Annotated in this window: 27 protein-coding genes; 13 read left to right on the top strand and 14 right to left on the bottom strand. The window is 64.9% G+C overall.

The genetic code is table 11. From position 1 onward, the window contains the following. Positions 1-101 precede the first annotated feature (101 nt). The 8 genes from ACPPVV_RS13795 (at position 102) to ACPPVV_RS13760 (ending at position 8,674) form a co-directional block, all read left to right on the top strand. Positions 102-2,090, top strand: a complete 1,989-nt coding sequence (locus ACPPVV_RS13795) for a chemotaxis protein CheA (RefSeq protein WP_426700457.1) — start codon at positions 102-104, stop codon at positions 2,088-2,090. 93 nt (positions 2,091-2,183) lie between these two features. Beyond that, positions 2,184-2,690: a chemotaxis protein CheW gene (locus ACPPVV_RS13790; RefSeq protein WP_426703243.1), complete on the top strand. Its 507-nt coding sequence runs from the start codon at positions 2,184-2,186 to the stop codon at positions 2,688-2,690. Positions 2,691-2,703: 13 nt separating this feature from the next. Then, a complete protein-coding gene (locus tag ACPPVV_RS13785; RefSeq protein ID WP_426700456.1) occupies positions 2,704-4,446 on the top strand; it encodes a methyl-accepting chemotaxis protein in 1,743 nt (580 codons plus the stop codon). 2 nt (positions 4,447-4,448) lie between these two features. After that, positions 4,449-5,330, top strand: coding sequence for a CheR family methyltransferase (locus ACPPVV_RS13780; RefSeq protein ID WP_426700455.1), 882 nt, complete (start codon positions 4,449-4,451; stop codon positions 5,328-5,330). Next, a complete protein-coding gene (gene cheD, locus ACPPVV_RS13775) occupies positions 5,330-5,980 on the top strand; it encodes a chemoreceptor glutamine deamidase CheD (RefSeq protein ID WP_426700454.1) in 651 nt (216 codons plus the stop codon). Before ACPPVV_RS13780 ends, cheD begins: the two co-directional genes overlap by 1 nt. Positions 5,981-6,067: 87 nt before the next feature. Next, a complete protein-coding gene (locus ACPPVV_RS13770) occupies positions 6,068-7,159 on the top strand; it encodes a protein-glutamate methylesterase/protein-glutamine glutaminase (RefSeq protein WP_426703242.1) in 1,092 nt (363 codons plus the stop codon). Between the two features lie 17 nt (positions 7,160-7,176). Continuing rightward, positions 7,177-8,364 carry a methyl-accepting chemotaxis protein gene (locus ACPPVV_RS13765; protein WP_426700453.1) on the top strand — a complete coding sequence of 396 codons (1,188 nt, stop codon included), beginning with the start codon at positions 7,177-7,179 and terminating at the stop codon, positions 8,362-8,364. A 10-nt stretch (positions 8,365-8,374) separates the two neighbouring features. Further along, the gene (locus ACPPVV_RS13760; RefSeq protein WP_426700452.1) at positions 8,375-8,674 is read left to right on the top strand and encodes an STAS domain-containing protein; all 300 of its coding nucleotides are present in this window, start codon (positions 8,375-8,377) and stop codon (positions 8,672-8,674) included. A 116-nt stretch (positions 8,675-8,790) separates the two neighbouring features. Here ACPPVV_RS13760 and ACPPVV_RS13755 read toward each other — a convergent pair whose 3' ends face one another. The 5 genes from ACPPVV_RS13755 to cdd form a co-directional block, all read right to left on the bottom strand. After that, the gene (locus ACPPVV_RS13755) at positions 8,791-9,153 is read right to left on the bottom strand and encodes a hypothetical protein (RefSeq protein ID WP_426700451.1); all 363 of its coding nucleotides are present in this window, start codon (positions 9,151-9,153) and stop codon (positions 8,791-8,793) included. 165 nt (positions 9,154-9,318) lie between these two features. Beyond that, complete coding sequence (locus tag ACPPVV_RS13750) at positions 9,319-9,882, bottom strand: NUDIX hydrolase (RefSeq protein WP_426700450.1); 564 nt, start codon at positions 9,880-9,882, stop codon at positions 9,319-9,321. A gap of 73 nt (positions 9,883-9,955) precedes the next feature. Continuing rightward, on the bottom strand, positions 9,956-10,870 hold the full coding sequence (locus ACPPVV_RS13745) for a 5'-3' exonuclease (RefSeq protein ID WP_426700449.1): 915 nt from the start codon (positions 10,868-10,870) through the stop codon (positions 9,956-9,958). Beyond that, positions 10,858-11,427 (bottom strand): nitroreductase family protein, encoded by a 570-nt coding sequence (locus ACPPVV_RS13740; protein ID WP_426700448.1) that lies wholly within the window; start codon positions 11,425-11,427, stop codon positions 10,858-10,860. Before ACPPVV_RS13740 ends, ACPPVV_RS13745 begins: the two co-directional genes overlap by 13 nt. Before the next feature lie 62 nt (positions 11,428-11,489). Next, positions 11,490-11,906 carry a cytidine deaminase gene (cdd, locus tag ACPPVV_RS13735; RefSeq protein WP_426700447.1) on the bottom strand — a complete coding sequence of 139 codons (417 nt, stop codon included), beginning with the start codon at positions 11,904-11,906 and terminating at the stop codon, positions 11,490-11,492. A 188-nt stretch (positions 11,907-12,094) separates the two neighbouring features. Here cdd and ACPPVV_RS13730 point away from each other — a divergent pair, with 188 nt between their 5' ends. After that, on the top strand, positions 12,095-13,195 hold the full coding sequence (locus ACPPVV_RS13730) for an NAD(P) transhydrogenase subunit alpha (RefSeq protein ID WP_426700446.1): 1,101 nt from the start codon (positions 12,095-12,097) through the stop codon (positions 13,193-13,195). Between the two features lie 529 nt (positions 13,196-13,724). On the opposite strand, the gene ACPPVV_RS13725 is transcribed toward ACPPVV_RS13730, so the two are convergent. From ACPPVV_RS13725 to ACPPVV_RS13715, 3 genes are read right to left on the bottom strand one after another with little or no spacing between them, the layout of a single operon-like run. Then, positions 13,725-14,264, bottom strand: coding sequence for a DUF3106 domain-containing protein (locus ACPPVV_RS13725; protein WP_426700445.1), 540 nt, complete (start codon positions 14,262-14,264; stop codon positions 13,725-13,727). Positions 14,265-14,267: 3 nt separating this feature from the next. Beyond that, positions 14,268-14,672, bottom strand: coding sequence for a hypothetical protein (locus ACPPVV_RS13720; protein WP_426700444.1), 405 nt, complete (start codon positions 14,670-14,672; stop codon positions 14,268-14,270). Then, positions 14,669-15,253, bottom strand: coding sequence for an RNA polymerase sigma factor (locus ACPPVV_RS13715; protein ID WP_426700443.1), 585 nt, complete (start codon positions 15,251-15,253; stop codon positions 14,669-14,671). The genes ACPPVV_RS13720 and ACPPVV_RS13715 overlap by 4 nt, the downstream gene beginning before the upstream one ends. Positions 15,254-15,403: 150 nt before the next feature. On the opposite strand from ACPPVV_RS13715, the gene ACPPVV_RS13710 reads away from it, so the two are divergent. Beyond that, a complete protein-coding gene (locus ACPPVV_RS13710) occupies positions 15,404-15,712 on the top strand; it encodes an NAD(P) transhydrogenase subunit alpha (RefSeq protein ID WP_426700442.1) in 309 nt (102 codons plus the stop codon). Then, complete coding sequence (locus tag ACPPVV_RS13705) at positions 15,709-17,166, top strand: NAD(P)(+) transhydrogenase (Re/Si-specific) subunit beta (RefSeq protein WP_426700441.1); 1,458 nt, start codon at positions 15,709-15,711, stop codon at positions 17,164-17,166. The genes ACPPVV_RS13710 and ACPPVV_RS13705 overlap by 4 nt, the downstream gene beginning before the upstream one ends. Before the next feature lie 103 nt (positions 17,167-17,269). On the opposite strand, the gene ACPPVV_RS13700 is transcribed toward ACPPVV_RS13705, so the two are convergent. Beyond that, complete coding sequence (locus ACPPVV_RS13700) at positions 17,270-17,698, bottom strand: hypothetical protein (RefSeq protein WP_426700440.1); 429 nt, start codon at positions 17,696-17,698, stop codon at positions 17,270-17,272. Between the two features lie 203 nt (positions 17,699-17,901). Here ACPPVV_RS13700 and sufT point away from each other — a divergent pair, with 203 nt between their 5' ends. Beyond that, positions 17,902-18,459: a putative Fe-S cluster assembly protein SufT gene (gene sufT, locus ACPPVV_RS13695; protein ID WP_426700439.1), complete on the top strand. Its 558-nt coding sequence runs from the start codon at positions 17,902-17,904 to the stop codon at positions 18,457-18,459. A 456-nt stretch (positions 18,460-18,915) separates the two neighbouring features. Continuing rightward, entirely contained in the window at positions 18,916-21,069 is a 2,154-nt protein-coding gene (locus tag ACPPVV_RS13690) for a M4 family metallopeptidase (protein ID WP_426700438.1), read from the top strand. A 217-nt stretch (positions 21,070-21,286) separates the two neighbouring features. On the opposite strand, the gene ACPPVV_RS13685 is transcribed toward ACPPVV_RS13690, so the two are convergent. The 5 genes from ACPPVV_RS13685 to ACPPVV_RS13665 all read right to left on the bottom strand — a co-directional run bounded on the left by ACPPVV_RS13685 (position 21,287) and on the right by ACPPVV_RS13665 (position 25,379). Further along, positions 21,287-21,778 (bottom strand): asparaginase domain-containing protein, encoded by a 492-nt coding sequence (locus tag ACPPVV_RS13685; protein ID WP_426700437.1) that lies wholly within the window; start codon positions 21,776-21,778, stop codon positions 21,287-21,289. Positions 21,779-21,851: 73 nt separating this feature from the next. Continuing rightward, positions 21,852-22,481, bottom strand: coding sequence for a dephospho-CoA kinase (gene coaE, locus ACPPVV_RS13680; RefSeq protein WP_426700436.1), 630 nt, complete (start codon positions 22,479-22,481; stop codon positions 21,852-21,854). Further along, on the bottom strand, positions 22,478-23,335 hold the full coding sequence (locus ACPPVV_RS13675) for a prepilin peptidase (RefSeq protein ID WP_426700435.1): 858 nt from the start codon (positions 23,333-23,335) through the stop codon (positions 22,478-22,480). Before ACPPVV_RS13675 ends, coaE begins: the two co-directional genes overlap by 4 nt. A 330-nt stretch (positions 23,336-23,665) precedes the next feature. Beyond that, positions 23,666-24,040: an endonuclease domain-containing protein gene (locus tag ACPPVV_RS13670; protein ID WP_426700434.1), complete on the bottom strand. Its 375-nt coding sequence runs from the start codon at positions 24,038-24,040 to the stop codon at positions 23,666-23,668. A 70-nt stretch (positions 24,041-24,110) separates the two neighbouring features. Then, complete coding sequence (locus tag ACPPVV_RS13665; RefSeq protein ID WP_426700433.1) at positions 24,111-25,379, bottom strand: type II secretion system F family protein; 1,269 nt, start codon at positions 25,377-25,379, stop codon at positions 24,111-24,113. Positions 25,380-25,491: the final 112 nt, after the last annotated feature.

Below are 25,491 nucleotides of genomic sequence, written 5' to 3'. Positions count from 1 at the left end.
CCACTGAACGTTCGTGCCGGCGGCAACGCATCTTGTCACGAACGCCCGGCGACGCTCTCGCCGCGGCGGCCGAAATTATTCACAGGCTCCAAGGGAAAACCATGAGTGCGGTCGACCTGACTCAATTCCACAAGACCTTCTTCGAAGAAAGCCGGGAAGGGCTTGATGCGATGGAGGCGGCTTTGCTGGCGCTGGATTCGGGCTCTACCGATCCCGAGCTGGTGCACACGATTTTCCGCGCCGCGCATTCCATCAAGGGCGGTGCGGCGACGTTCGGTTTTGCCGATGTCGCGGCGTTCACCCACGTCGCCGAGTCGCTGCTGGAAGAAGTTCGCAGCGGGCGTCGGGCCGTGGCGGGGGAGTTGATCGATCTGCTGCTGCGCTCGGTCGATTGCCTGCGCCTGATGCTGGATCGTTCCGGCAGCGGCCAGTCAGTGGCCGATACGGAAAGCGAGGCGTTGCGCGGCGAGCTGACACGCCTGGTCAGCGGCGAGACCGGCATGCCGGCCGCGGTCGCGGCGTCCAGGGTTGCGACAGCCAGTGGATGGCAGGTCCGGTTCATCGCGTTGCCGCATCTGCTGCAGACCGGCAACGACCCGCTGCGCCTGTTCCGCGAGTTGCAGCAGCTGGGTCGGCTCGAGGTGGTCCGTGCCTTCCTCGTCGACGGCGCCCCCGCGCAGCTGGCCGCGCTTGATCCGGCCCTGTGCTACCTGGGCTGGGAGCTGCGCCTGCACGGTGCCTCGACGCGGGCCGACATCGATGCGGTGTTCGACTGGCTCGATGGCGACTGCGAACTGGACATCGGGCCGTTGGAAGATGATGCCGAGGTCGCTGCACCGTTACCGGATGAACCCATGCTGGCGAATGCGACTGCGCCGCAGCCTGTCCGCGAGACGGCAACCGCGTCCAGCGAGGGCAGTTCGATCCGGGTCGGCATCGACAAGGTCGATGCGCTGATCAACATGATGGGCGAACTGGTCATTACCCAGTCGATGCTCAGCGACATCGGCGAGAAGTTCGAGATGTCGCAGCTCGAGCGCCTGCGCGATGGGCTGGTGCAGCTCGAACGCAACACGCGCGAGCTGCAGGAAAGCGTCATGCGCATCCGCATGCTGCCGATCGGATCGGTGTTCAACCGCTTTCCACGGCTGGTGCGCGACCTGGAACGCAAGCTCGACAAGCAGGTCAGGCTGGAGTTGCTGGGTGAACACACCGAGCTGGACAAGACGGTGCTGGAGAAGATCGGCGATCCACTGGTGCACCTGGTGCGCAACGCGATCGATCACGGGCTCGAATCGCCAGCCCGGCGCAAGGCCGCTGGCAAGTCCGAGGTGGGCACGCTCAAATTGCACGCCTACCACGAAGGCGGCAACATCGTGGTGCAGATCAGCGATGACGGTGCCGGTCTCAACCATGCCGCGATCGTGGCCAAGGCTCAGCAGCGCGGACTGATCGGCGCGGGCCAGCAACTCTCCGATGCGGAGGTGGCCGAACTGATCTTCCAGCCCGGTTTTTCCACGGCGGCCAAGGCCACCGACCTCTCCGGCCGCGGCGTCGGCATGGATGTCGTGCGGCGCAACGTGCGCGACCTCGGCGGCAGCGTCGGCGTGCACAGCGTCACCGGCAAGGGCAGCACGTTCACCATCGCATTGCCGCTGACCCTGGCGATCATCGACGGCCTGGTCACCGCTGTCGGCAGCGAACGCTACATCGTGCCGCTGATCTCGATCGTCGAGTCGCTGCGACTGCGCCCGGAGATGGTGCGCCGGATCGCCGGCGGCGGCGAGCTGTTCCACTTCCGCGACGAATACCTGCCGATCATGCGTTTGCATCATGCCTTCGCCTGCGCCGATGCGGTCACCGACATCGAGCGCGGCATCGTGGTGGTGGTCGAGGAGGACGGCCGCCGCGTGGGCCTGCTCGTCGACGATTTGCTCGGCCAGCAACAGGCGGTGGTCAAATCGCTGGAGGCGCATTACCGGCGCGTGCAAGGTATCTCCGGCGCGACGATTCTCAGCGATGGCTCGGTGGCGCTGATCGTCGACGTGAGCGGTGTGGTGCGGCTGGGGCAACGCAGCAAAGCGGCCTGATCGAACTTCGCGGGCACTCAAGTTTCCGCCGCTACCGCCGACACAGACAAGGCAAAGGACGTTCGCAGACGTCCGCCACGAGGTTACATGCTCATGTACGAAGACAAACTGGCGACGGTGCAGCTGTTGCAACAACTCACTTTCAGCCTGGCCGACGAAGAGTACGGCGTGGACATCCTTGCCGTACGCGAGATCCGCAGCTGGTCGCGTGTCACCCGCATTCCGCAGACGCCCGATTACGTGCTCGGCGTGCTGAACCTGCGTGGCGCGATCGTGCCGGTGATGGATCTGCGGTTGCGCTTCGGGCTGACGCGCGAGAGCTACGGCGATGACACGGTGACGATCATCGTCGCCATCGGCGAGCGCTTGTTCGGCATCGTGGTGGATGCCGTCTCCGACGTGATCGACATCGATCCGGCAGCGGTCAAGCCGGTGCCCGACATGGGCGCGGTGGTGGATACCCGCTATCTGAAAGGGCTTGCCACCCATGTCGAGCGGATGGTGATGCTTCTGGACGTGGAAATGCTGATGCGTCCGGAGGACGTGGAAACTCTGGATGCGGCGTTGCCGACCATCCAGGAAGTTGAAGTTGCCGCCTGACCCGGGAATCGAGATGAAGATGAAGAATTTGATGGCGCGCCTGTCCCGCCTGACCACGTTGACCGTCAAGGCCCGCCTGACCGGCGTGCTTGGCCTGTTGTGCGCAATGCTGCTGGTGGGCGCCTGGATCGGGCTCGGCGGCATGGCCAGGGCGAACGAGAGCGCGCGCCAGATCTACCAGGAAGAACTGATTCCGCTGACCAACATCAACGATGTGGCGCGCGGGTCGTTGAACAGTTTCATTTCGCTGAGCGAGGCGGCGTTCCACAAGGACGACAAGGCGATCGTCAAGCAGAAGCTCGACGAAGTGGCCAAGGCCCAGGCCACCGACGCGGCCCTGCTGAAGAAGCTGGGCGCGACCCGGATGTCGCCGGCGGTGAAGAAGCAGTGGAGCGCTTTCGAAAGTGCCCGCAGCGACGTGGAATCCTCGATGTCCGAGATCGTCGACGGCCTGAACCAGGCCGATGACGGCGCCACCAGCCTGCTGTATTCCGACGTGCTGCCGAACGTGTCGATCATGGGTTCGGAGATGAACAAGCTGATCGCCATGCAGGTCGACGAAAGCCGCCTGCAATACGAGTCGGCGGTGACCAGCTACCAGCGCATCCGCGTCATGACGTTCGGCGCGCTCGGCGCCGGCATGCTGCTGGCCGTGCTGATGGCGTTCTTCATGATCCGTTCGATCGTCGGCACGCTGAACCGGGCGGTGCGCGTGGCCAATGCGATTTCGCAGGGTCAGCTCGGGCACAACATCGTCACCCGCCGCAAGGATGAACTGGGTCGCCTGCTGGAAGCGTTCCGCTTGATGGACGAACGGCTCACGCTGACCGTCGGCGAAGTGCGTCGCGGCTCCGATGCGGTCAGCACGGCGGCACAGCAGATCGCGCACGGCAACGACGACCTCAGCCAGCGCACGCAGGAACAGGCCTCCAGCCTGGAGGAAACCGCTTCGTCGATGGAGGAGATGACCTCCACCGTCAAGCAGAACGCGGAGAACGCCAGCCACGCCAACCAGCTGGCGCGCGGTGCCCGCGAGCAGGCCGAGCGCGGTGGCGAGGTGGCGGGCAAGGCGATCATCGCGATGAGCGAGATCAACGCGTCCAGCAGCAAGATTGCCGATATCGTGGGGCTGATCCAGGAGATCGCCTTCCAGACCAACTTGCTGGCGCTGAACGCCGCCGTGGAAGCGGCGCGAGCCGGCGAGCAGGGTCGCGGCTTCGCCGTGGTGGCCACCGAGGTACGCAGTCTGGCCCAGCGCAGCGCCGGTGCCGCGAAGGAAATCAAGGGGCTGATCAACGACAGCGCGGACAAGGTGCGCAGCGGGTCGGAGCTGGTGAACCAGTCCGGCAAGGCGTTGGCCGAAATCGTCGACAGCGTGAAGAAAGTCACCGACATCGTGGCCGAGATCGCCGCGGCGAGCCAGGAGCAGTCTGCCGGCATCGACCAGGTCAACAATGCCGTGATGCAGATGGACGAGATGACCCAGCAGAACGCCGCCCTGGTCGAAGAGGCTGCCGCCGCTGCCCGCGCCATGCAGGAGCAGGCTGGCGAGCTGACCCAGCAGGTCGGCTTCTTCCAATTGGGCAACAGTGGCGCGGCCGTGGCCGCGCGGTCCGAGTCGGCGCGTGCACAGACGGTCGCCGCCGAAGCCGAGGCCGTGTTCGCCGCCGTGCGCAATACCTCGCCGGCGCCGGCTCGTCCGGCGCGTGCAGCGGTAGAAGCACCCGCCGCCACGGGCGTGTGGAAGGAATTCTGACCGTGAGCGCGGTGCCTGCCACGTTCGATGACGGCGCCGCCACCCTGGTCGGTGGTGGCCCCCTGCTGGGCGATGCCGACTTCCAGTATCTGCGCGCGTTCGTGCTCGAACACTGTGGCATCGCACTGGGCGAGCACAAACGCCAGCTGGTGCAAGGTCGCCTGTTCCGTCGTCTGCGTGCCCTGGGCTTGTCGAATTTCGGTGGTTACTGCGAGTTGCTGCGACGCGATCCGCAAAGCGAGCTGGGCGAACTGGCCAGCGCCATAAGCACCAATGTGACGGCGTTCTTCCGCGAAGCGCACCATTACGATCTGCTGGTCAACCAACTGTTGCCGCACTGGCTGCACGACAAACGCCGCGAAGGCGATCGCCTGCGGATCTGGTCGGCGGGTTGTTCCAGCGGCGAGGAGCCCTACGCGCTGGCGATGGTGCTGGCCGAGGCGCTCGAACAGACAGGCAGCAGGCTGGATGCGAAGATCCTGGCCACCGACCTGTCGCCGCAGGCGCTGGAAACCGCACGCAGGGGCGTGTATCCGCTGGAGCGCATCAGTGGCATCAGCGCGGAACGTTGCCGCCGCTGGATGCTGCGCGGCGAAGGCGACTACGCGGGGTTGGCCTGCGTGCATCCGCGCCTGCGCGAACTGGTCACCATCGAGCCGCTCAACCTGCTGCATCCGTGGCCGATGCGCGGGCCGTTCGACGCGATCTTCTGCCGCAACGTGGTGATCTATTTCGACCAGCCGACCAAACAGCGACTGTTTCGTCGGTACGCGGAACTGCTGCCGCCCGGTGGCTACCTGTTCCTCGGCCACTCCGAGTCGCTGCACGGCATCAACGACGAGTTCGAGCTGATCGGGCGCACGGTCTACCGGAAACTCGGTTGATGACCCTGCTGACCGACAGACGTTCCGGCGCATCGGCCGATACTGCCGTGTTGCCGGGTTTCGAGCACTTGCGCCGATACTGGGATCCGGCCCAGTCGTGCATGACCGTAAAGGTGTTGCCGGGCGAGTTCTACGTCAGCACCCTGGACGAGCTGGTCACCACCGTGCTCGGTTCGTGCATATCGGCGTGCATCCATGACGCGCGCCGCGGCATCGGCGGCATGAATCATTTCATGTTGCCCGAGCCGCGCGGCGAGCGTGACAGCTGGACTGCCACGGTAGGCCGTGCGGCGCGTTACGGCAGCGATGCGATGGAGCAACTGATCAACGCGATTCTTGCTGCCGGCGGGCAGCGTGCCGACCTGCAGGTCAAGATTTTCGGCGGTGGCCGCGTGCTGGCCCAGCTGACCGACATCGGCCAGCGCAACATCGAATTTGTTCAGCGTTACATCGCCACGGAAAAACTGAACCTGTGCGCATCGGATCTCGGTGACGTGTATCCGCGGCAAGTGCAGTTCTTCCCCAACAGCGGCCGGGTACGCGTGCGCATGCTGCGCCGTCACGACGACGTGGCGCTGGTATCCGATGAGCGCATTTACCTCAAGCGTTTGGCAAATGACCCGATAAAGGGTGAGGTCGAGCTTTTCTAGCGGCTGCCCTGGCACCGCGGAAAAACCGGCAAGGCCGTCGTCGAATGCGACGCGGCTCGAGCTTTCTGGCAAGTGAGACGGATGGCAATGGAAAGAGTGCGTGTTCTGGTGGTCGACGATTCGGCGTTGGTACGCAAGCTGATGACGACGATGCTTGCCTGCGATCCGGAGATCGACGTTGTCGGCACCGCTGCCGACCCGCTGATTGCCCGCGAGAAGATCAAGCAGCTCAATCCCGACGTGTTGACGCTGGACGTCGAGATGCCGCGCATGGACGGCCTGACATTTCTGGAAAACCTGATGCGGCTGCGGCCGATGCCGGTGGTGATGGTGTCCTCGCTGACCGTGCAGGGCGCCGAAGTGACGTTGCGCGCGCTGGAACTGGGCGCGGTGGATTTCCTGACCAAACCCAGCAGCGACCTGGCCAGCAGTTTTGGCGCGAGCGCGGAGGAGATCTGCGCCAAGGTCAAGCTGGCGGCGAAAGCGAAGCCACGCGCACGCACGTCGGTGCGCAAGCTTGAGGTGGCACCCCGCCTCTCGGCCGATGCGGTACTGCCGCTCGCGCAGTCGGCAGGTACCCGCGGCGGCAGCCCGATCATCGTGATCGGCGCCTCGACCGGCGGTACCGAGGCGGTCCGCGTGTTGCTCGAAGCGATGCCACCGGACGCGCCGCCGATCCTGGTCACCCAGCACATCCCGGCGGCGTTCAGTGGCCCGTTCGCGACGCGCATGGACCGGTGTTCGGCGATGCGCGTGTGCGAAGCCCAGGACGGCCAGCCGATCCAGACCGGGCATGCCTACATCGCGCCCGGCAACCGCCATCTGCTGGTGATGTGGGACGGCGCCAGGTACGTGTGCCGGCTGCATGACGGTCCGCCGGTGAACCGGCACAAGCCCAGCGTGGACGTGCTGTTCCGTTCCATGGCGGCGAGTGCCGGCGCCGGCACCATCGCCGCGCTGCTGACCGGCATGGGCGACGACGGCGCGCGCGGGCTGCTCGAACTGAAGCAGGCCGGCGCCACGACCCTGGTGCAGGACGAAGCCAGCTCGGTGGTATGGGGCATGCCCGGTGCTGCCTGGAAGCTTGGTGCGGCAGCCGAAATGCTGCCGCTGGATCACATGGCGGCGCGCCTGCTCACGCTGGCGCGCCGAACCCACGATGGCGCTCCGCGCACCTGACCCCCGGATATCGGCTCATGGCTGTTCTGTCTCACATCCTCCGGCATTTTGCCCATCGTCCGCTCTGCGGCTGGATTGCCAGCACGCTGGCGCTGTTGCTGTCGCTGCTGTGGCACCCCGCCTGGCTGGCGCCGTTGCTGATCGTCGGGGTCACCGCGGTGTGGATCGTCGAGAGCCGGCGTCGCCCGGCGATGAAACCGGCGGCGGCTGTCACCAGCAACAGCGCCCCCGTGCGCGAGGCGCTGGAAGACGTACGTGGCGCCCTGGTCGACGAACTGGGCCACGCTACCCGCGAGCTGCACCAGGGGCTGGACCTGCTGAGCGATGCGGTGTCCGAGCTGGGCGGCGGCTTCGACGGCCTGTCGCACAAGACCGGCCTGCAGCAGTCATTGCTGAAACAGATCATCGACGTGCAGAACGGCGGCGTGTCGGTGCAGGATTTCGCTGCCCGCACCGGCGACCTGCTGCAGCACTTCGTCGGCATGATCGTGCAGATGTCGCGCGAAAGTCTGCGCATCGTCTATCGCATCGACGGCATGGCGAAGGAAATGGATGCCGTGTTCGGCCTGTTGAAGAACGTCAACACCATCGCCGAGGAAACCAACCTGCTGGCGCTGAATGCCGCGATCGAAGCGGCGCGCGCGGGCGAGTCAGGCCGCGGCTTTGCGGTGGTGGCCGGCGAGATTCGCAACCTGGCCAGCAACTCCAACCAGTTCAACGAGCAGATCGGCAGCCACGTCGAACGCGCCCGCACCGCGATGGAGCAGTTGCGCGGACTGGTCGGCACGATGGCGTCGCAGGATCTCAACGTAGCGCTGTCCGCCAAGGGCGGCATCGACGCGATGATGGCCCATGTCACCGAGAGCGACGCGCGCACCAGCGCGGTCGCCGACCAGGTGGTCGAGATCAACCGCGGTCTGGGCAGCGATGTTTCCACCACTATCCGATCGCTGCAGTTCGAGGACATCCTCAGCCAGTTGCTGCGGCAGACGCGCACCCGGCTGGTCGAACTGCAGGAAGTCGTGGGCGAATGCACGCGCGACATCGAGGAGCTGGCCTGCGCGCCGGTCGACGCCGACACGCTGGCCGAACATGCGCAAAGGGTGCGCAGCCGGTTGGCGATCCAGCGCGAAAAGGCGCGCCTGCGTTCACGTGGACCGGCGTTGCAGAGCTCGATGGACGCCGGCGAAATCGAATTGTTCTGAGGAGTACAGCATGATCGTCCACCACGACACCGAGCACGATTGCCTGACCCTGCAACTGGGCGAGCGTTTCGATTTCAGCATCCATCGCGATTTCCACGATGCGTGCCTGATCAGCGGTGCCAGCGCCCGCAGTTATGTGATCGATCTCGGCGAGGTGACCCGCATGGACAGTTCGGCACTCGGCATGCTGCTGCTGTTGCGCGAACATGCCGGCGCCGACCGGGCCGAGATCCGCATCGTCAATGCCGACACTGAATTGCGCAGCACGTTGCGCGTAGCCGGTTTCGACAAACTGTTCGTGCTGCACTGAGCAGCGGCTCCGTATCGCCGGTGCGCAAGGCAACCGGCGATACTTTCACCCGATGACGGCAACGCAAAAGGCCCCTCGCGGGGCCACGTTTGCGTGCGACCTGGCCGGGCGATGACTTACCAGGCGCGTACGGCGATCACGCTGACCGTGTAACTGGCCATGTCCGACTGGAAGCGGAAGCGTCGGCCGAGATCGAATTTGGCCGCCTCGCCCGGGGCGATGTTGGTGGTACCGGCCGGCCAGCCCTGCTTGGCCTGGAGCACCTTGCCGCTGGCGTCCTTGGCCTCGATGCTGATCTGCGCGGCAGCCGGCTCGGCGCAGTTGTTGACCAGTTCGCCGCTGAGACTCAGGCGAATGGCGGCGCCACCGCCATTGGATGACGGTTTGAAGTCCTTGATGGCGAAATCGGTGGGCGCGCAGGCGGCGTGGGCGACGACCGGGAGGAACAGCAGCGAAGCAGAAAGCAGCAGCGTTTTCATGGGCACGAATCCGTAAGAAAGGTCAGGCAGCAAACCGGCCGGAACCACGGCCGACACTCTCAAAGTCGGCCGCCCTGGCGGAATCTTTAGGCCTGGATCGTTTCCCTGGCGCAGAACGTGCGCCCGACGTGGCAAGACGGGCGCCTTCGACCATGCGGACGCGGTCTATCGGCCGGTGTGCTCGATGAACCACAGCCCGGCGAACAGCTTCGGGTCGATCGAATAGCCTTCGGCGGCGCGCGCAAACAGCCATGCGCCGGCTTCGCTGCGCGGGACTTCGTGCACCACGATGTTCTCGGTGTCGTCGCCGCCACCGGAGCCGACCTTTTCCAGGTCCCACGCGCGGGCGAAGGTGATCATTTCGGTGCTCATGCCGGACGAGGACGGGCCGCGGTGGACGAATTCAACCCGCTGGCAGCGGTAGCCGGTTTCCTCCTCCAGTTCGCGCTGTGCCGCCAGCAAGGCGCTCTCGTCGGGCTGGTCGACCAGGTCACCGACCAGGCCGGCGGGCATCTCGATGGTGTTCTGCAGGATCGACACGCGGTATTGCTCGACGAACAGCACGTTGTCCGCCGGCGTCACCGCCAGGATGATCACCGCGCCGCCCGGATTGTTGCGCTCGGCATATTCCCAGCGTCCGCGCTTGCGCAGGCTCAGCCAGCGTCCTTCGCACAGGGTTTCCACGGGGGCGCTGGCGTCGGCGGGGATGCGGTCGTGGACATCGTTCATGGGCGATCACGTGCTGGAGGGCCAGCGGCCATGGTGACCGTTCCGGCTGGCAGCGACAACCGCGTTGCCGACCTCAGCGCAACAGCGCGCGCAGACGACTGCGGGTGAACGCTCCGAAGCGTAACTGCTCGCACAAATCGTCGAGCTGGGCGGATTCGCGCGGTTGGCGCTGCAGCATGTCGATGGTGCTGGCGCCCGGTGCATCCAGGGCGATCCGGGTGAGTCGGCGATACAGTCGCGCGTTCTCGGCGTGCTCACGCAGTTTCGCGGCGCAGGCCAGGGCGCCACGCAAACGCAGGAAGGCGACCTCGTCGATGCGGTCGAGCAGAATGTCCAGGCTGCCGAAGTGGCTGAGCAGGGCGGCGGCGGTTTTCGCGCCAATGCCCGGTACGCCGGGGATGTTGTCCACCGCGTCCCCGCACAGCGCGAGGTAGTCGGCGACCTGGTGCGGATGCACGCCGAGCTTTTCATGCACGCCCGGTGGCCCCCAGCGCACGCCGCGGGCGTAATCCCACTGTTCGTCGTGTTCGCCCAGCAACTGGCCGAAGTCCTTGTCGGCGGAAACGATCACGCTGCGCCAACCCAGCGCACGCAGATTCCACACCGTGCTGCCGATCAGGTCATCGGCCTCGAAACTGTGGTCGATCATCAGATGCACACCGAGTGCTTCGGTGATCGCGCGGCATTGCACGAACTGCCGCTCGAGGGCCGGCGGCGGCAGTTCACGGTTGGCTTTGTAGGACGGGTAGATGGTGTTGCGGAACGAGCTGGTCAGTGAGGCATCGAACGCCACGGCGACGTGCTCGGGCTGTACCCGTTCCAGCAGTTCGCACAGGAACCGGGTGTAGCCGTGCACGGCATTGACCGGGTGGCCTTCGGCATCGAAGAACTCGTCGGGCATGGAATGCCAGGCGCGGAACACATACAGGCTTCCGTCGATCAGATGGACGGCTGGACGTCCGTTCGCGGCTTCGTTCACGGCGTCCATGTGTCGAGCAGATCGGCCAGTGCAGGACGGTCACGGTCGGGTATCTCGATCTGCGGTGTGCCCAGATGGACAAAGCCGATCACGTGCTCGTGTGCCGACAGCTTCAGCAGGGTTGCCACCTCGGGATCGTAGGCGGCCCAGCCGGTCAGCCATTGCGCGCCGTAGCCCAGTGCGTACGCGCCGAGCAGGATGTTGTAGGCCACGTTGCCGGCGCACAGTTTCTGTTCGATTTCCGGCACCTTGCTTTCGGCATGCAGGCAGGCGACAACCACCATCACCAATGGCGCGAAGGTGTAGCGCAGCTGTTCCTTCTCCTGTTTGGATTCGGACATGTCGGGGTCGTTCCGGATCGCGATGGCGGCCAGCTGTTCGCCGAATGCCAGCTTCGCGTCGCCCTGCAGGCGCAGCAACCGGAACGGCACGAGCTTGCCGTGGTCGGGCACGCGGATCGAGGCTTCCAGTAGCGCCTGCAGCGTCGCCTCGTCAGGCGCAGGCTCCCCCAGTTGACGCGAGGGCGCGGAGTGGCGTTGCTGGAGCAGGGACAGGGCAGGGGACATGGATCGGCTCGTTGAAAGCGGGGAGACCCATGCTAGCTGGCCGATTGCGGGGGCGCGAACCGTCACGCGGTCAAGGGCAGCTTGAATGAGCCGGGCAACAGTGCGGTTACGCTGGTCAGCTGGGTATCGCCACGCAGGTTGGCCAGCAGTACCGGCATCATGTCGTTGCACAATTCGGACATCACCTGACGGCAGGCGCCGCAGGGGGCCACCGGGTTTTCGGTGTCGGCGATCACCGCCAGCGCCGCAAAATCACCCGGCTGACAGCCGGCGGCGATGGCGCTGAACAAGGCAGTGCGTTCGGCGCAGTTGCACAGGCCGTAGGCGGCGTTCTCCACGTTGCAACCGCTGAATTGTCGTCCGTCCCGGGTCAGCAATGCCGCGCCGACCTGGAAGCGGGAATAGGGCGCATAGGCCTTCTCGCGAGCGGTGCGCGCCAGCGCCAGCAGGTCGTCGAAAGCATGGGAAGTTGCAGGCATCGGGATCTCCATCGATGACCCCGGGCGTTGCTCGCGCGTGCCGGCGGACCAGCTTACTCTTTTGCATCGCACCGAATCAAAACCGGACGCCCCGCCGTGCCGGAGCCTCGCGCACGATTGGCGCGGCATCTCGAGCCGGGGTTTTCGAGATGCCCTAAGATGACCGGACCATCCAGAGGGGATTGACCATGCCGATCACCGTTGCCGCCTTGCGTGAAACTGCCGCCCGGGAGCGTCGCGTGGCGATCACGCCCGAGATGGCGAAGAAGCTGCACGGCAAGGGCCTGCACGTCTTGCTGGAACACGATGCCGGTCGCGCCGCGGGCTTCCCTGATGGCGCATACGCCGACGCGGAATTTGCCGATGCTTCCGGAGTGCTGGCGCAAGCCGACTTGCTGGCTTGCGTGCTGCCGCCGGACGATGCGGTATTCGCTGGTCTGCGCGAAGGTAGCGTAGTGGTGGGCCAGCTGCGCCCGTACGGTGCGGGTGAACGGATCGCCGCATTGACCGCGCGCAAGCTGACCGCGTTTTCGCTGGAGCTGTTGCCGCGTACGACCCGGGCGCAGGCGATGGACGTGTTGAGCTCGCAGGCGGCGGTGGCCGGCTATCGCGCGATGCTCATCGCCGCCGAGGCGTCGCCGAAATTCTTTCCGATGCTGACGACCGCGGCCGGCACCATCCGTCCATCGAAGGTGCTTGTGATCGGCGCCGGCGTGGCCGGCCTGCAGGCCATCGCCACCGCACGCCGGCTCGGCGCACAAATCGAAGGCTACGACGTGCGCCCGGAGACGCGAGAGCAGATCGAATCGCTGGGTGCGAAGTTCCTCGATCTCGGCGTCAGCGCCGTCGGCAGCGGCGGTTATGCGCGCGAACTGTCGGCCGAGGAGCGCGCCGCGCAGCAGCAAGCACTGGCCGATCATCTGAAATCGATCGACGTGATCGTCACTACCGCCGCGGTACCTGGGCGCCCGGCGCCGAAGATCCTCAGCGCGGCGATGGTCGAAGGCATGAAGCCGGGGGCACTGATCGTCGACCTGGCCGCGGAAGGCGGAGGCAATTGCGAACTGACCCGCCCCGGCGAGCGGGTCGAGCACGGCGGCGTGGTGATCCTGGGGCCGCTGAACCTGCCCGCCGGGGCGCCGCTGCATGCGTCGGAGATGTACGCGCGCAATGTGTACAACTTTGTCGAACTGCTGGTGCGTAACGGCGAACTGAAGCCGGATTTCGACGATGAGCTGGTAGCGAAAAGTTGCCTGAGCCACGCGGGAGAAAGCCGCTTTACCGGCTGATCTGAAGAGCGAACCCCTCCCCAACCCTCCCCTGCAGAGCAGGGGAGGGAGCTGGGCCCGCACGATAGTCCGACTCACCCTTAGGCTTTTGCTCCTCCCCCTGCGTGCAGGGGGAGGCTGGGAGGGGGTGCTCGGGTTGGCCGCGAAGATCAAGAGCGAACCCCACCCCAACCCTCCCCTGCAAAGCAGGGGAGGGAGCTGGCACGGTGCAAAACTTCACCTCGCCCTTGGCTTTTGCTCCTCCCCCTGCGTGCAGGGGGAGGCTGGGAGGGGGTGCTCGGGCTGGCCGCGAAGATCAAGAGCGAACCCCACCCCAACCCCTCCCCCCGCAATGCAGGGGAGGGAGCTGGCACGGTGCAAAACTTCACCTCGCCCTTGGCTTTTGCTCCTCCCCCTGCGTGCAGGGGGAGGCTGGGAGGGGGTTGCTCGGGCTAGCTGCGAAAATCAAGAGCGAACCCCTCCGTGCAGCAGGGGAGGAGCCGGCATGGCGATCAATGAAAATGCCCCGCGCAAGGCGGGGCGGCGTGGATCAGAAACCGCCGGAACCACCTGGTGGTGGCGGATGGCCGTGTCCGCGTCGCTCGTCCCAGTGCAGGCGTTCGGCGGGAGGTAGCGCATGCCATTCGCGAATCAGTTTCTCGCGCTGTGCCGGCGGCAGGTGCTGGAAGCGTTCGAAGGTGTTGTGCAACTGCTCGCGCTGCTGCGGTGGCAGTTGGTGGAATTTGCGCATGTTCTCGCGCGCCTGCCGGCGTTCGGCCGGCGTCATCAGTTGCCAGCGGGCAATGCGCTGGCGCACTTCCTCGCGTTCGGGTGGCGGCAGCGTCACCCAGTGCTCGGCGCGCTTCAGCATGTGTGCCTGCTTGCGCGGAGGCATGCCGTTCCACTCCTGCTGCAGCGGTGCCAACACTTCACGCTGGGCCGGGTCGAGGCTGTTCCATGGCTGCGGTGGTGGCATGTCGCGACGGGGTGGCGGTGGCGTGACCTCCTGGGCATGCAACGGCGCCGCGGTGATGCCACCGAGCAGGACGGCAAGCAGCAAGGGCATGATCGAGCGAAGGATTCTGGTCATGGCTCAGCGATTTGCCGGTGGACTGTCGTTGGCGGCCAGCCAGCCGTAGAAGTCGAGGTTCTGGTAGAGGTTGGGATCGGTTTTGTCGGCATCCGGCGGCAGGTCGTTGTCCAGGTCCGTCGTCGTGTCGGCCGCGTTGACTGCCTGCGTCGAGGTGGCTGCATGACGCTGCGGCAGCGGTTGCCACACCATCATCGCCGCTAGCGCGATCACCGCAAAGGCGCCGGTCGGGATCAGCCAGCGGATGGTGTGGTGGGGCGTGGCCCGGGATGGTTCGAGTGCCTTTCGGCGGGCCGCACGCAGGCGCCCGGCGGTGGCCGGATCAATGCGTTGGGCGGCCGCGTGCCAGAGTTCGCGTGCGCGGTGTTCCAGATGTTGGTCAGGGCGGTTCTTATCGGACGAGGTCATCGCCAGTCCTCCAGTTGATCGCGCAGATGATGCATGGCACGTGACAGATGGGTTTTTACGCTGCCTTCCGAGCAGCCCATGACGCGGGCGGTTTCCGCCACATCGAGCCCTTCCAGCATGCGCAAGATGAAGGCTTCGCGCTGGCGTTGCGGCAGCTGCCTGACCGCGGCGGCCATGTCCGCATAAGACTGCACATCATGCAACCGTTCCAGCGGACCGGGGCCGTGATCGGGGGGCTCCCATACCGGAAGATCATCGCCGTTGTCGTCGCGGCCACCGCCGAGCCAGCCCACCACGATCGAGCGCACCTTGCGGCGGCGCTGCAGATCCACGACCCGCCGGCGCAGGATGCCCCAGAACAGCGGCGCCCATTCCGTGGCCGGTTTGTCGCGGTAGTGCTTGACCAGGCGCAGCATCGCGTCCTGTACCGCATCCATCGCGTCCTCGCGCTGGCGTAGCTGCAACTCGGCCATGCGGAAAGCGCGCCGTTCGACCTGCGCCAGGAACGCATCGAGCGTGGCTGGCGTCTCGCGGGTGTCATCCAGCAGGTTCGCATCGAGCGTGGCTGCCGTGGTGTTCATGGGCGCATCGTCCGCATCGTCGGTTGACGCATCCTCGGGCTCCAGCGGTTCGGTCCCCGTAATCAACGCGGCAGGCTCGCGCGGGTTGACCGGCACCCGTATGATGCAAACTCGACGTCCTGGCGGGCGGCTCTCACTGGGGATGGGGTCATGATCGACGGTTTCCTGGCGCTGTATATCTTCATGCTGGCCGCGTTCACCGGCTATGAAATCATTGCGCGGGTGCCGGTGATCCTGCACACGCCGCTGATGTCCGGCTCCAACTTTGTCCACGGCATTGTGCTGGTTGGGGCGATGATCGCGCTAGGCCACGCGCAGACGCCATTTGAAATCGCCATCGGTTTCGTCGGCGTGCTGCTGGGTGCAGGCAATGCGGCCGGGGGCTATGTGGTGACCGAGCGGATGCTGGAGATGTTCAAGTCCAGCAAGCCGGATGCGGGCAAGGGAGCCGCGAAATGAGTTGGCTGCCGGATCTCATCAAGGGCTGTTATTTCCTCGCCGCGCTGCTGTTCATCCTCGGCCTCAAGCGCATGAGTTCGCCGCGCACTGCGCGCGGCGGCATCGTATGGGCCGGCTACGGCATGTTGCTGGCGGTGCTGGCCACGTTCTTCCTGCCGGATATGCACAATCGCAGCCTGATCGTCGCCGCGGTGCTGATCGGCGTCAGCGCCGCATGGTGGAGCGGTCGCCGGGTGGCGATGACGGCGATGCCACAGATGGTGGCGCTGTACAACGGCATGGGCGGCGGTGCGGCGGCCGCGATCGGGGCGGTCGAGTTGATCGGCTACGCGCGGTCGTCAGGGTTGCTGCATGCCGTTCCCGATACCTCGCCGCTGCGTCCGGAAGCATGGGCGATCAACGGCTTGCCGCCGATGCTGTCGCCGGTGGAGCTGGCGCTGGGCGTGCTCGGCGCGCTGATCGGCGCGGTGAGTTTCTCCGGTTCGCTGATTGCCTTTGCCAAGTTGCAGGGATGGCTGGACAAGCGCTTCGTGTTCCCCGGCCAGCGGGTGGTCAACCTGTTGTTGCTGGCGGCGGCGGTGATCGTCGGCATCGTGCTCGCCACGGGCCATGCCAGCGTGCCGTTGATCGTGGCGTTCTTCGTGCTGGCGCTGTTGTTCGGGCTGATGATGACGCTGCCGATCGGCGGCGCCGACATGCCGGTGGTGATCTCGCTGTACAACGCGTTCACCGGACTGGCGGTGGCGTTCGAAGGCTTCGTGCTGGGCAACGAGGCGATGATCATCGCCGGCATGGTGGTCGGCGCGGCCGGTACGCTGCTGACCCAGCTGATGGCCAAGGCGATGAATCGTTCGATCGGCAACGTGTTGTTCGGCAGCTTCGGCGCTGCAGGCGGTGAGGCGCAGGCGATCGAGGGTGCACAGAAGCCGGTCGACGCGGCCGATGCCGCGGTGATGATGGCCTATGCCGAACGCGTGGTGATCGTGCCCGGTTACGGCCTGGCCGTGGCGCAGGCGCAGCACAAGGTGTGGGAGTTCGCGCAGTTGCTGATCAAGCGCGGCGTAAAGGTGAAGTTCGCGATTCACCCGGTGGCTGGCCGCATGCCCGGCCACATGAACGTGCTGCTGGCCGAGGCCGGCGTGCCGTACGACCTGATCGCCGACATGGACGACATCAATCCGGAATTCCCGGCCACCGACGTCGCGCTGGTGATCGGTGCGAACGACGTGGTCAACCCGCTGGCCAAGACTGACCCGGCCTCGCCGATCTACGGCATGCCGATCCTCGACGTGGGCAACGCAAAACACGTGATCGTGATCAAGCGCGGCAAGGGCACCGGCTTCGCCGGTATCGAGAACGCGCTGTTCTATGCCGACAACACCCGCATGCTTTACGGCGATGGACAGGCTGCCGTGGGCGAGCTGGTGACGGCGGTCAAGGACATCGACGCCTGATTCGCTCGCACTCCCTGTAGGAGCCCGCTCGCGGGCGATGCTCTTGTCTCGTGTGTCCCAAAGAAAGAGCATCGCCCGCGAGCGGGCTCCTACGACGGCTCGGTCAGGCCTTGCGCGGTTTGCGCCAGGCCAGCCAGGCTGCCAGCAGCATCGCCAGTACGGTCCAGCCGATATCCGCCGGCGACAACGCCAGCCGTGTCAGTTGCCACAACATGCCGGTGCCGGCGGTACGCATGGCGTCGACCAGGCCCATGCCCATGTTGCCCGCAATCAGCACGGCGGCGATCAGCATGTTGACGTAGATGGCGGCCAGCAGGGTGGCGCACGCGGCCAGCACGGCGGCGCCGGTTCCCGCCGGGCGTACGGTGTTGCGGATGGTCCAGCCCAGCGATGCGCCGATCGGTAACGCCAGCCACGGCAGCGGGTGGCGCAGATACAGCGTTATCACCATCCATACCGCACCGGCAGCGAGGCCGAGCATGACGGCGCAGAACAGGGAAAACACGAACAGCAATACATGGCGCGCGCTCATCGGCGACGGTACGTCGAGGCGGCTGGAGGCATGCGGTTATCCATCGGGCAAAGCAGCCATCATAACGTGACGGGCGACGGTATTGCCTTGAGTTCGGCGATTCCGGCCTGATCTGGGACAAGCGGCCACGTGTCGCGGGCGGCATAATGGACAACCCGGGTCCGACGCGTGGTCGTGCCCGCAACACAGAATTGGCGAGTGGCATGAGTGGTTTCAGTTTAAGCAGCGAACCCTTCACCCTGTTGCGTGACTGCAGCGCCGTGATGGTGCCGCAAGGTGAGGTGGTGAGCCTGCCTGCCGGCCAGATCGGTTACATCACCCAGGCGCTGGGAGGCAGCTTCACCGTCTATGTGGAAGGCAACCTGTTTCGCATCGCCGGCAATGACGCCGATGCGTTGGGTAAAGAGAAGCCGGCGCCGATCGAAGTGCCCGCCGACGCTACCGATGCGGATGTGGAAAAACTGGCATGGGATCAGCTGCGCACCGTATTCGATCCGGAAATCCCGGTGAACGTGGTCGAGCTGGGGCTGGTCTACGACCTGAGCCTGGAACAGACCGAATCCGGTGAGCGCAAGGTCTACGTGAAGCTGACACTGACGGCGCCGGGCTGCGGCATGGGCGACATCCTGGTGGACGACGCGCGCACCAAGCTGGAGATGATCCCGACGGTGTCCGAGGCGGATGTGGATCTGGTCTTCGACCCGCCATGGAGCCATTCGATGATGTCCGATGCCGCGAAGCTCGAAACCGGCATGCTCTGAAGTTGCCGCAACGGCAGCGACGGGAGTTCCGCAACTTATTTCTCTGCATCCGGCCCCGCTGCAATGCGGGAAGTGTCGTGCCGCGGTCCTTCATGGCGGTTTCTTCGTGCGGCTTTCACACATGTGATCAAACTGATCTTCTGCGCTGTGACTGCCGTCACCAAGCGTAGGAAAAAGTCGGATGGTTACCGCCGGTCGCAAGTAATAACGTATCTGAATCCGTCATCGGGGAGGTTGACGGATGATCCTTTAGCGGCTTCCACAGCCGTTTTGCAGCTACGCGTCCACGCGCTGCCCTTGCAGGGAATGCCAGGGGGAAGGCAGCCGATACGGACGTATTTTGGGATCGCTAGACAGCTCATGAATATGGAGCCGTGCCCTGCACGGCAATTCTCGCATGGGGCTTGCCGGCCACATCGGGGCCGTTTGTCCTGAAATATTGTCTAGGAGTCTTAAATGCCCAACCATTTCCGTTTGAAATTGCTGGTTGCCGCCATTGGCATGGCCACCGCGTCGGCAGCCACCGCCGCCAACACGCAAACCCTGCACGCACAAAACCTCGGAGCGGTACCCGTCAGTTCACTGGCGGCGCACCTGAACCTTGGCCAGAACATGACGCTGGCGCCACGCAGTTCGGTGGCCATCGCAGGCGGCCATCAGGTGGTGCGTCAGCAGCAGATGTTCCGCGGCGTGCCGGTTTACGGCCGCAGCATTGCAGTGGTACAGGATGCGCAGGGCAACGCACTGCGCGCCACGGGTGAATTGCTGCAGGAGGCGCAGCTCAATCTGGCGTCGGTGGCGCCGAGGCTGAATTCCGCCGCTGCCATCGCGGCGCTCAAGGCACACGCGCACACCACGCTGACCGGTGGCGCCACCCTGGCCAACCAGAAAACCGACCTGTTCGTGTATCCGCAGGACAACGGTCCGACCAAGCTGGTTTACCGCGTGTCCTACTTCGTCGGCGGTACCCATCCGTCGCGTCCCACGGCGATCATCGATGCCAATACCGGCGCGGTGATCAAGAGCTGGGAGGGTCTGACCGACGCTTCGGCCACCGGTCCCGGCGGCAACCAGAAGACCGGCCAGTACACCTACGGTACCGATTACGCCGCGCTCGACGTGACCCAGTCCGGCAGCACCTGCACGCTGGTCAACACCAACGTCAAGACCTACAACCTCAACCACGGCAGCAGCGGTGGTTCGGTGGTCAGCTTCACCTGCCCGAACAGCAATACCGATGCGATCAACGGCGCCTATTCGCCGGTCAACGACGCCCATCATTTCGGTGGCGTGGTGCACGACATGTACAACAGCTACACCGGTGCGCCGCCGCTGAACATGCAGTTGGTGATGAAAGTGCATTATCTGTCCAACTACGAGAACGCGTTCTGGGACGGCTCGGCGATGTACTTCGGTGACGGTGCCAGCACGTTCTATCCGCTGGTGTCGCTGGACGTGACCAGCCACGAGATCAGCCACGGCTACACCGAGCAGAACTCGGGCCTGGAATACGACGGCCAGTCCGGCGGCATGAACGAAGCCTATTCGGACATCGCTGGCGAAGCGGCCGAGTTCTACGACCGTGGCGCGGCCGATTTCCTGGTCGGCGCGGACATCGTCAAGACCAGCGCCGGCATCGGCAACGCACTGCGCTACATGTGCAACCCGCCGCAGGATGGCGGCTCGATCGACAACGCGGCTGACTACAACTCCGGTCTCGACGTGCATTACTCCAGCGGCGTTTACAACAAGTCGTACTGCCTGCTGGCCAAGACCAGTGGCTGGGATGCCAAGAAGGCCTTCCAGGTATATGCACTGGCGAACAAGTCGTACTGGACGGCCACCTCGACGTTCAACTCCGGCGCCTGCGGCGTGGAGTCGGCAGCGACCGACCTCGGCTACAGCGTCAGTGACGTGGTCGCGGCATTCGCCGGCGTCGGCGTGACCTGCCCGGGCGGCGGCGATCCTGGCGGCAGCACCACCGAGCTGCAAAACAACGTGGGCGTCACCGGCGTGTCAGCGGCCACGGGTGCCGACAACGACTACTTCATCACCGTGCCGGCCGGCGCCACCAATCTGGTGATGTCGATCTCCGGGGGCAGCGGCGATGCCGACCTGTACACCAAGTTCGGTTCCGCCCCGACCACCAGCAGCTACGACTGCCGTCCGTACAAGAGCGGTAACGCCGAGAGCTGCACCGTGGCAGCACCGAGCGCCGGCAAGTACTACGTCAAGGCCCATGCCTATGCGGCGTACTCCGGTGTCACCGTCAAGGCGTCCTTCACCGTCGGTGGCGGCGGCAGCGGTGGCCTGCAGAATGGCGTGCCGGTGACCGGCCAGTCCGGCTCTGCCAATCAGGAACTGAGCTACACCGTTACCATTCCTGCCGGCAGAACCAAGCTGACCATCGCCAGCTCCGGTGGCACGGGTGACGCGGACCTCTATGTCAAGAAAGGTTCCGCGCCGACCACCAGCAGCTACGACTGCCGTCCGTACGTGAGCGGAAACGCAGAAACCTGCACGTTCAATTCACCGGCGGCAGCCACGTATTACGTCAAACTGCGCGGCTACTCGGCATTCTCCGGTGTATCGCTGAAGGCAACCTGGTAAGTCCTGCAACGGGCCATGGCCCTTTTGACCCCTCTCCTTCGGGAGAGGGGTTGGGATGAGGTTCGGGCTGGCCACGTGTCTTGCTTCGCCCGAACCCTCATCCGTCGCTGCGCGCCACCTTCTCACCCGCAAGGGGACTCCCAAGGTCGCCGGCGGGAGAAGGAAAAGGGCCCCATCTTCAGCCGTCTCAATGTTTTTTCGCCCCGCGGGCGCGGGCCTAACCGGTGACTTCCTCGAACCGGTTCGCGTCGCGGTTCTTGCGCACCTTGGCCGGATCCCATACGCGTCCGTTCATGGTGATGTAGACGCCGTCGGGCAGGGTCTGCACCGCGGCCACCGCACAACCGATGTTGAATACCGCATCGGAACCCTGGAAGCGCGCCGGGTTCAACGCGCCGGTCAGCACGATCACCTTGCCCTCGATCTCCGCCAGTTCGCGAGCGGTCTCGACCATGGTGTCGGTGCCGTGGGTCACCAGCACATGGCGATGCGGCTGCGCTTCGATCGTCGAGCGCACCAGCGCGCGGTCCTCGGCGCCCATGTGCAGGCTGTCCTTGCGCAGGATCGGGATCACGTCGAACTGGAACGCCACCCCGAGCTGGCCGAGGATGTCGCCGATCTGCGGCGCACCGATCTTGTAGTCCGACTTGTCGTCGAAATAGATCTTGTCGATGGTGCCGCCGGTGGTGACGATGGTCAGATGCTGCATATCGGTGGGCCGAAAGGGGGAATTCGCGCATTTTAGCCCGTGGGGTGCGCGCGTGCCTGCCGGCCGGGCCGTTCTACGGAGTGGGGCGTTGCGTGGCCAGCGCGAGATAACGTTGGTGCAGCTCGGCGACCGCCGTGTCGAGCGCGGATTCGTCGCCGCTGTTCTCGATCACGTCGTCAGCCAGAGCGAGCCGTTCGGTGCGGCTGGCCTGCTGGGACAGCATGCGTCGGGCCAGTGTTTCGTCGATGTTGTCGCGGGCGATCAACCGCGCGACCTGTACGGATTCGGGCACGTCGATCAAAAGAACACGGTCGACCCAGCGATAGTGGTCGATGTTTTCCGCCAGCAACGGAATTGCCAGCAGGCAGTACGGGCCGCGCTCGGCCAGCGTGCGGTCGCGCAACCACTGGCGTACGCGCGGATGGATGATCGCCTCCAGCTTCCTGCGTGCGGTTGGATCGGCAAACACGCGCTGGCGCATCGCCGGGCGATCCAGCCGGCCTGCCGGATCCAGCAACTCGCTGCCGAATGCATCGACCACGGCGGCCAACCCCGCTGTGCCGGGCTCGATCACTTCACGGGCGGCCACGTCGGCATCGTGCACATGCGCGCCCAGCGCTTCGAAACGTCGTGCGACCGCAGTCTTGCCGGCGGCGACGCCACCGGTGAGCGCGATCACCAGAGCGTGCGGCCGGTCGCTCATCGCAGGCCCGTCAACTGCATATAGCTTTGCAACAGCCCATGGCCGGCGACGAACCAGACCCAGCCGGCAGCCGCGATGAACGGGCCGAACGGCATCGGGATGTCGCGGTCGTGCCTGCGCAGCGCGATCAGGGTGCCGCCGACCAGCGCGCCGATCAGGGACGACAGCAGAATGATCGGCAACAACGCCACCGGCCCCATCCATGCGCCCAGCGCGGCGAGCAGCTTGAAATCCCCGTAACCCATGCCTTCCTTGCCGGTAAGCAACTTGAACAGCCAGTACACGCTCCACAGGCTCAGGTAACCGATCGCTGCGCCGATGATCGCCGATGGCGCGGTGACGAACATCGGCAGCAACGACAGCAGCAGACCCAGCCAAAGCAGCGGGAATGTCAGCTGGTCTGGCAGCAGCTGGGTGCGGAAATCGATGCCGGAGAGGGCGATCAGCGTCCAGGTCAGCGCCAACCCCGCCAGCGCCGCCCACGACGGCCCGAATTTCCAGACGACCACCGCGCTGAGTACGCCACTGAGCAACTCCACCAGTGGGTACTGGATCGAGATCTTCGTGTGGCAATAACGGCAGCGACCGCGCAACAACAACCAGCCGAACAGCGGGATATTGTCCAACGCCGACAACGGATGCTTGCACTGCGGGCAATGCGACGGCTCGCGCACGATACCCGGCGGCAACGGGGCAGTGTCGGCCTCCAGCTCCAGCACATCCCGCGCCTCCCGCCGCCAACCCGCAGCCATCCGCTCCGGCAGCCGCAGGATAACTACATTGAGAAAACTGCCCACCAACAGGCCGAGCACGCCGGCCAGGATGATCCAGACCACAAGGGGAAGTTCGGGCATCTGTCAGCCTAGTTGAGCTTTAAAGTCCCTCTCCATTGGGAGAGGGGTTGGGGAGAGGGTGCGGTTCTCGCGCCATATTAAACGTTGCCTCAACCACGCCTTCATTCTTCCGCAGCATTTGATTATTTCAGAATCTTGGAATAAGCAGATCGTGGCTTGTTTGTGCTGATCGCTCCGGCCGTACCCTCACCCCCACCCCTCTCCCGCAGGGAGAGGGGCTTGATCGCGGCGCGCTCGAACTCTGCTTCAGGCTTCAAGCTCAAAAGCCCCTCTCCCTGCGGGAGAGGGGTTGGGGAGAGGGTGCGGTCCCGCGTGATATTCAACATTGCCTCAACCACCGCTCCGCCCCCGCGCAACATTCAAGATCGCCTCAAGTACCGCCTCAATCTCCTGAAGCACCTGGTTGTCCCAAAACCTCAAGACAAGCAAACCTTGGCGCTCCAATGCGCTTGTGCGCGTAAGATCGGCCTCTTCGCTATGCTGCGAACCATCGAGCTCGATGACCAGCTTGAGCTCTTCGCAATAGAAATCCGCGACGTACGGCGGAATGGGATGTTGGCGGCGGATCTTGAGTCCGTCGAGGCGTCGGGCGCGCAGGTGGTACCAGAGTTTGGATTCAGCGTCGGTGCTGGTGGTTCTCAGCGTCTTCGCTATGGCAAGGGTTCTGGTAGGTAGCGGTGGTTTGTGAATCATCGCTTCGGGCACCTTTCACCCCAGCCCCTCTCACCTGCAAGGGAACTCCTCAGGTCGCCAAGGGGGAGGGGCTTTCAAAGGCTTAGAACGTGCCGGCGAGCTTGAAGATCGGCAGGTACAAGGCGATCACCATGCCGCCTACCAAGGTGCCGAGCACGACCATGATGATCGGTTCGAGCAGGGTGGACAGGGTGTCGACGGCGTTGCTGACTTCTTCCTCGTAAAACTCGGCGACCTTGAACAGCATGTTGTCCAGCGCGCCGGATTCCTCGCCGATCGCGGTCATCTGCACCACCATGTTCGGGAACAGGGCCGTCTGTTTCATCGCCAGCTGCAACTGGTGGCCGACCGAGATGTCGTCACGCATCTGCTTGACCGCATCGCCGTAAACCACGCTGCCGGTGGCGCCGGCCACGGCATCCAGCGCCTCGACCAGCGGTACGCCGGCGCGGAAGGTGACGCCAAGCGTGCGGGCGAAACGGGCGATCGCCGAGTTGCGCACGATATTGCCCATCACCGGCATCTTCAACGCCATGCGGTCGAGGAAATGGGCGAATTTCAGCGAACGTTTCTTGGCAACGATCAATGCGGTGATGCTGCCGGCAACCACGCCGATCACGACCCACCAATAGCTCTGCATGAACTCCGAGGCGGTAACCAGCAATTGCGTCGGCGCGGGCAACTGCGCGCCGGCGTCCTTGAAGGTCTTGGCGAACACCGGCACCACGAACAGCAGCATGATCAGGCAGACCATGAACACCACAGCCAGCACCATCATCGGGTAGAACAGTGCCTTCTTGATCTTCTTCTTGATCGCTTCCGTGCGCTCCTTGTAGGTAGCCACGGTGTCCAGCACGGTATCCAGCACGCCGGACGTCTCGCCGGCATGCACCAGGTTGCAATACAGCTCGTCGAACTGCACCGGATAGCGCGCCAGCGCTTCATGCAGCGCCGCGCCGCCTTCGATGTTCTGTTTCACATCGAGCAGGATGTTCTTGAAGCGGATGTTCTTCTGGCCGTCGGCGATGATGTCGAACGACTGCACCATCGGCACGCCGGACGCCATCATGGTGGCGATCTGGCGGCTGAAGACGGCGACATCGCCCGGCTTGACCGTGCTGCCGGTGGCGCCGAACAACGGCTTGGAGCGCTCGCGCACGGTTTGCGGGTTCATACCCTGGCGACGCAACTCCGCCTTCACCAGCGAGGCGTTCTTCGCAGGCATGTCGCCTTTCATGCGCTTGCCGCGCTTGTCCAGCGCAACCCAGTCGTAGGTGGTCAGCCTGCTGACTTCGGCACGCTGGGCGCCGAGCGCCCGCGTCTTGTTTGCGTTTGCGGTAGCCGTGGCCATGCGCATGTTCCCCCTGGTTCAATCCCGGAGCCATCCAGGTGGACGGCTGACAAGGTATTCGTGCAGCTTATGTCATTTCTGTGGCGCCAACCGTGGTGCCGGACGCAAGTTC

Origin of the sequence: Rhodanobacter sp. Col0626 (genome assembly GCF_049994385.1) — a bacterium.
Classification (GTDB): Bacteria; Pseudomonadota; Gammaproteobacteria; order Xanthomonadales; family Rhodanobacteraceae; genus Rhodanobacter.
Note: the sequence above shows the minus strand (reverse complement) of the source record. Positions and strands in the feature narration are given on the sequence as shown.

Excerpts from the sequence above, each read along its gene's own strand:
- ACPPVV_RS13795 (WP_426700457.1), top strand. The coding sequence starts at position 102 with ATGAGTGCGGTCGACCTGACTCAATTCCACAAGACCTTCTTCGAAGAA.
- ACPPVV_RS13765 (WP_426700453.1), top strand. The coding sequence starts at position 7,177 with ATGGCTGTTCTGTCTCACATCCTCCGGCATTTTGCCCATCGTCCGCTC.
- coaE (WP_426700436.1), bottom strand. The coding sequence starts at position 22,481 with ATGAGCGACCGGCCGCACGCTCTGGTGATCGCGCTCACCGGTGGCGTC.
- ACPPVV_RS13760 (WP_426700452.1), top strand. The coding sequence starts at position 8,375 with ATGATCGTCCACCACGACACCGAGCACGATTGCCTGACCCTGCAACTG.
- ACPPVV_RS13685 (WP_426700437.1), bottom strand. The coding sequence starts at position 21,778 with ATGCAGCATCTGACCATCGTCACCACCGGCGGCACCATCGACAAGATC.
- ACPPVV_RS13665 (WP_426700433.1), bottom strand. The coding sequence starts at position 25,379 with ATGGCCACGGCTACCGCAAACGCAAACAAGACGCGGGCGCTCGGCGCC.
- ACPPVV_RS13700 (WP_426700440.1), bottom strand. The coding sequence starts at position 17,698 with ATGAGCGCGCGCCATGTATTGCTGTTCGTGTTTTCCCTGTTCTGCGCC.
- cdd (WP_426700447.1), bottom strand. The coding sequence starts at position 11,906 with ATGCCTGCAACTTCCCATGCTTTCGACGACCTGCTGGCGCTGGCGCGC.
- cheD (WP_426700454.1), top strand. The coding sequence starts at position 5,330 with ATGACCCTGCTGACCGACAGACGTTCCGGCGCATCGGCCGATACTGCC.
- ACPPVV_RS13715 (WP_426700443.1), bottom strand. The coding sequence starts at position 15,253 with ATGAACACCACGGCAGCCACGCTCGATGCGAACCTGCTGGATGACACC.
- ACPPVV_RS13720 (WP_426700444.1), bottom strand. The coding sequence starts at position 14,672 with ATGACCTCGTCCGATAAGAACCGCCCTGACCAACATCTGGAACACCGC.
- ACPPVV_RS13750 (WP_426700450.1), bottom strand. The coding sequence starts at position 9,882 with ATGAACGATGTCCACGACCGCATCCCCGCCGACGCCAGCGCCCCCGTG.
- ACPPVV_RS13675 (WP_426700435.1), bottom strand. The coding sequence starts at position 23,335 with ATGCCCGAACTTCCCCTTGTGGTCTGGATCATCCTGGCCGGCGTGCTC.
- ACPPVV_RS13725 (WP_426700445.1), bottom strand. The coding sequence starts at position 14,264 with ATGACCAGAATCCTTCGCTCGATCATGCCCTTGCTGCTTGCCGTCCTG.
- ACPPVV_RS13770 (WP_426703242.1), top strand. The coding sequence starts at position 6,068 with ATGGAAAGAGTGCGTGTTCTGGTGGTCGACGATTCGGCGTTGGTACGC.
- ACPPVV_RS13755 (WP_426700451.1), bottom strand. The coding sequence starts at position 9,153 with ATGAAAACGCTGCTGCTTTCTGCTTCGCTGCTGTTCCTCCCGGTCGTC.
- ACPPVV_RS13705 (WP_426700441.1), top strand. The coding sequence starts at position 15,709 with ATGAGTTGGCTGCCGGATCTCATCAAGGGCTGTTATTTCCTCGCCGCG.
- ACPPVV_RS13790 (WP_426703243.1), top strand. The coding sequence starts at position 2,184 with ATGTACGAAGACAAACTGGCGACGGTGCAGCTGTTGCAACAACTCACT.
- ACPPVV_RS13785 (WP_426700456.1), top strand. The coding sequence starts at position 2,704 with ATGAAGATGAAGAATTTGATGGCGCGCCTGTCCCGCCTGACCACGTTG.
- sufT (WP_426700439.1), top strand. The coding sequence starts at position 17,902 with ATGAGTGGTTTCAGTTTAAGCAGCGAACCCTTCACCCTGTTGCGTGAC.
- ACPPVV_RS13730 (WP_426700446.1), top strand. The coding sequence starts at position 12,095 with ATGCCGATCACCGTTGCCGCCTTGCGTGAAACTGCCGCCCGGGAGCGT.
- ACPPVV_RS13690 (WP_426700438.1), top strand. The coding sequence starts at position 18,916 with ATGCCCAACCATTTCCGTTTGAAATTGCTGGTTGCCGCCATTGGCATG.
- ACPPVV_RS13745 (WP_426700449.1), bottom strand. The coding sequence starts at position 10,870 with ATGGACGCCGTGAACGAAGCCGCGAACGGACGTCCAGCCGTCCATCTG.
- ACPPVV_RS13710 (WP_426700442.1), top strand. The coding sequence starts at position 15,404 with ATGATCGACGGTTTCCTGGCGCTGTATATCTTCATGCTGGCCGCGTTC.
- ACPPVV_RS13740 (WP_426700448.1), bottom strand. The coding sequence starts at position 11,427 with ATGTCCCCTGCCCTGTCCCTGCTCCAGCAACGCCACTCCGCGCCCTCG.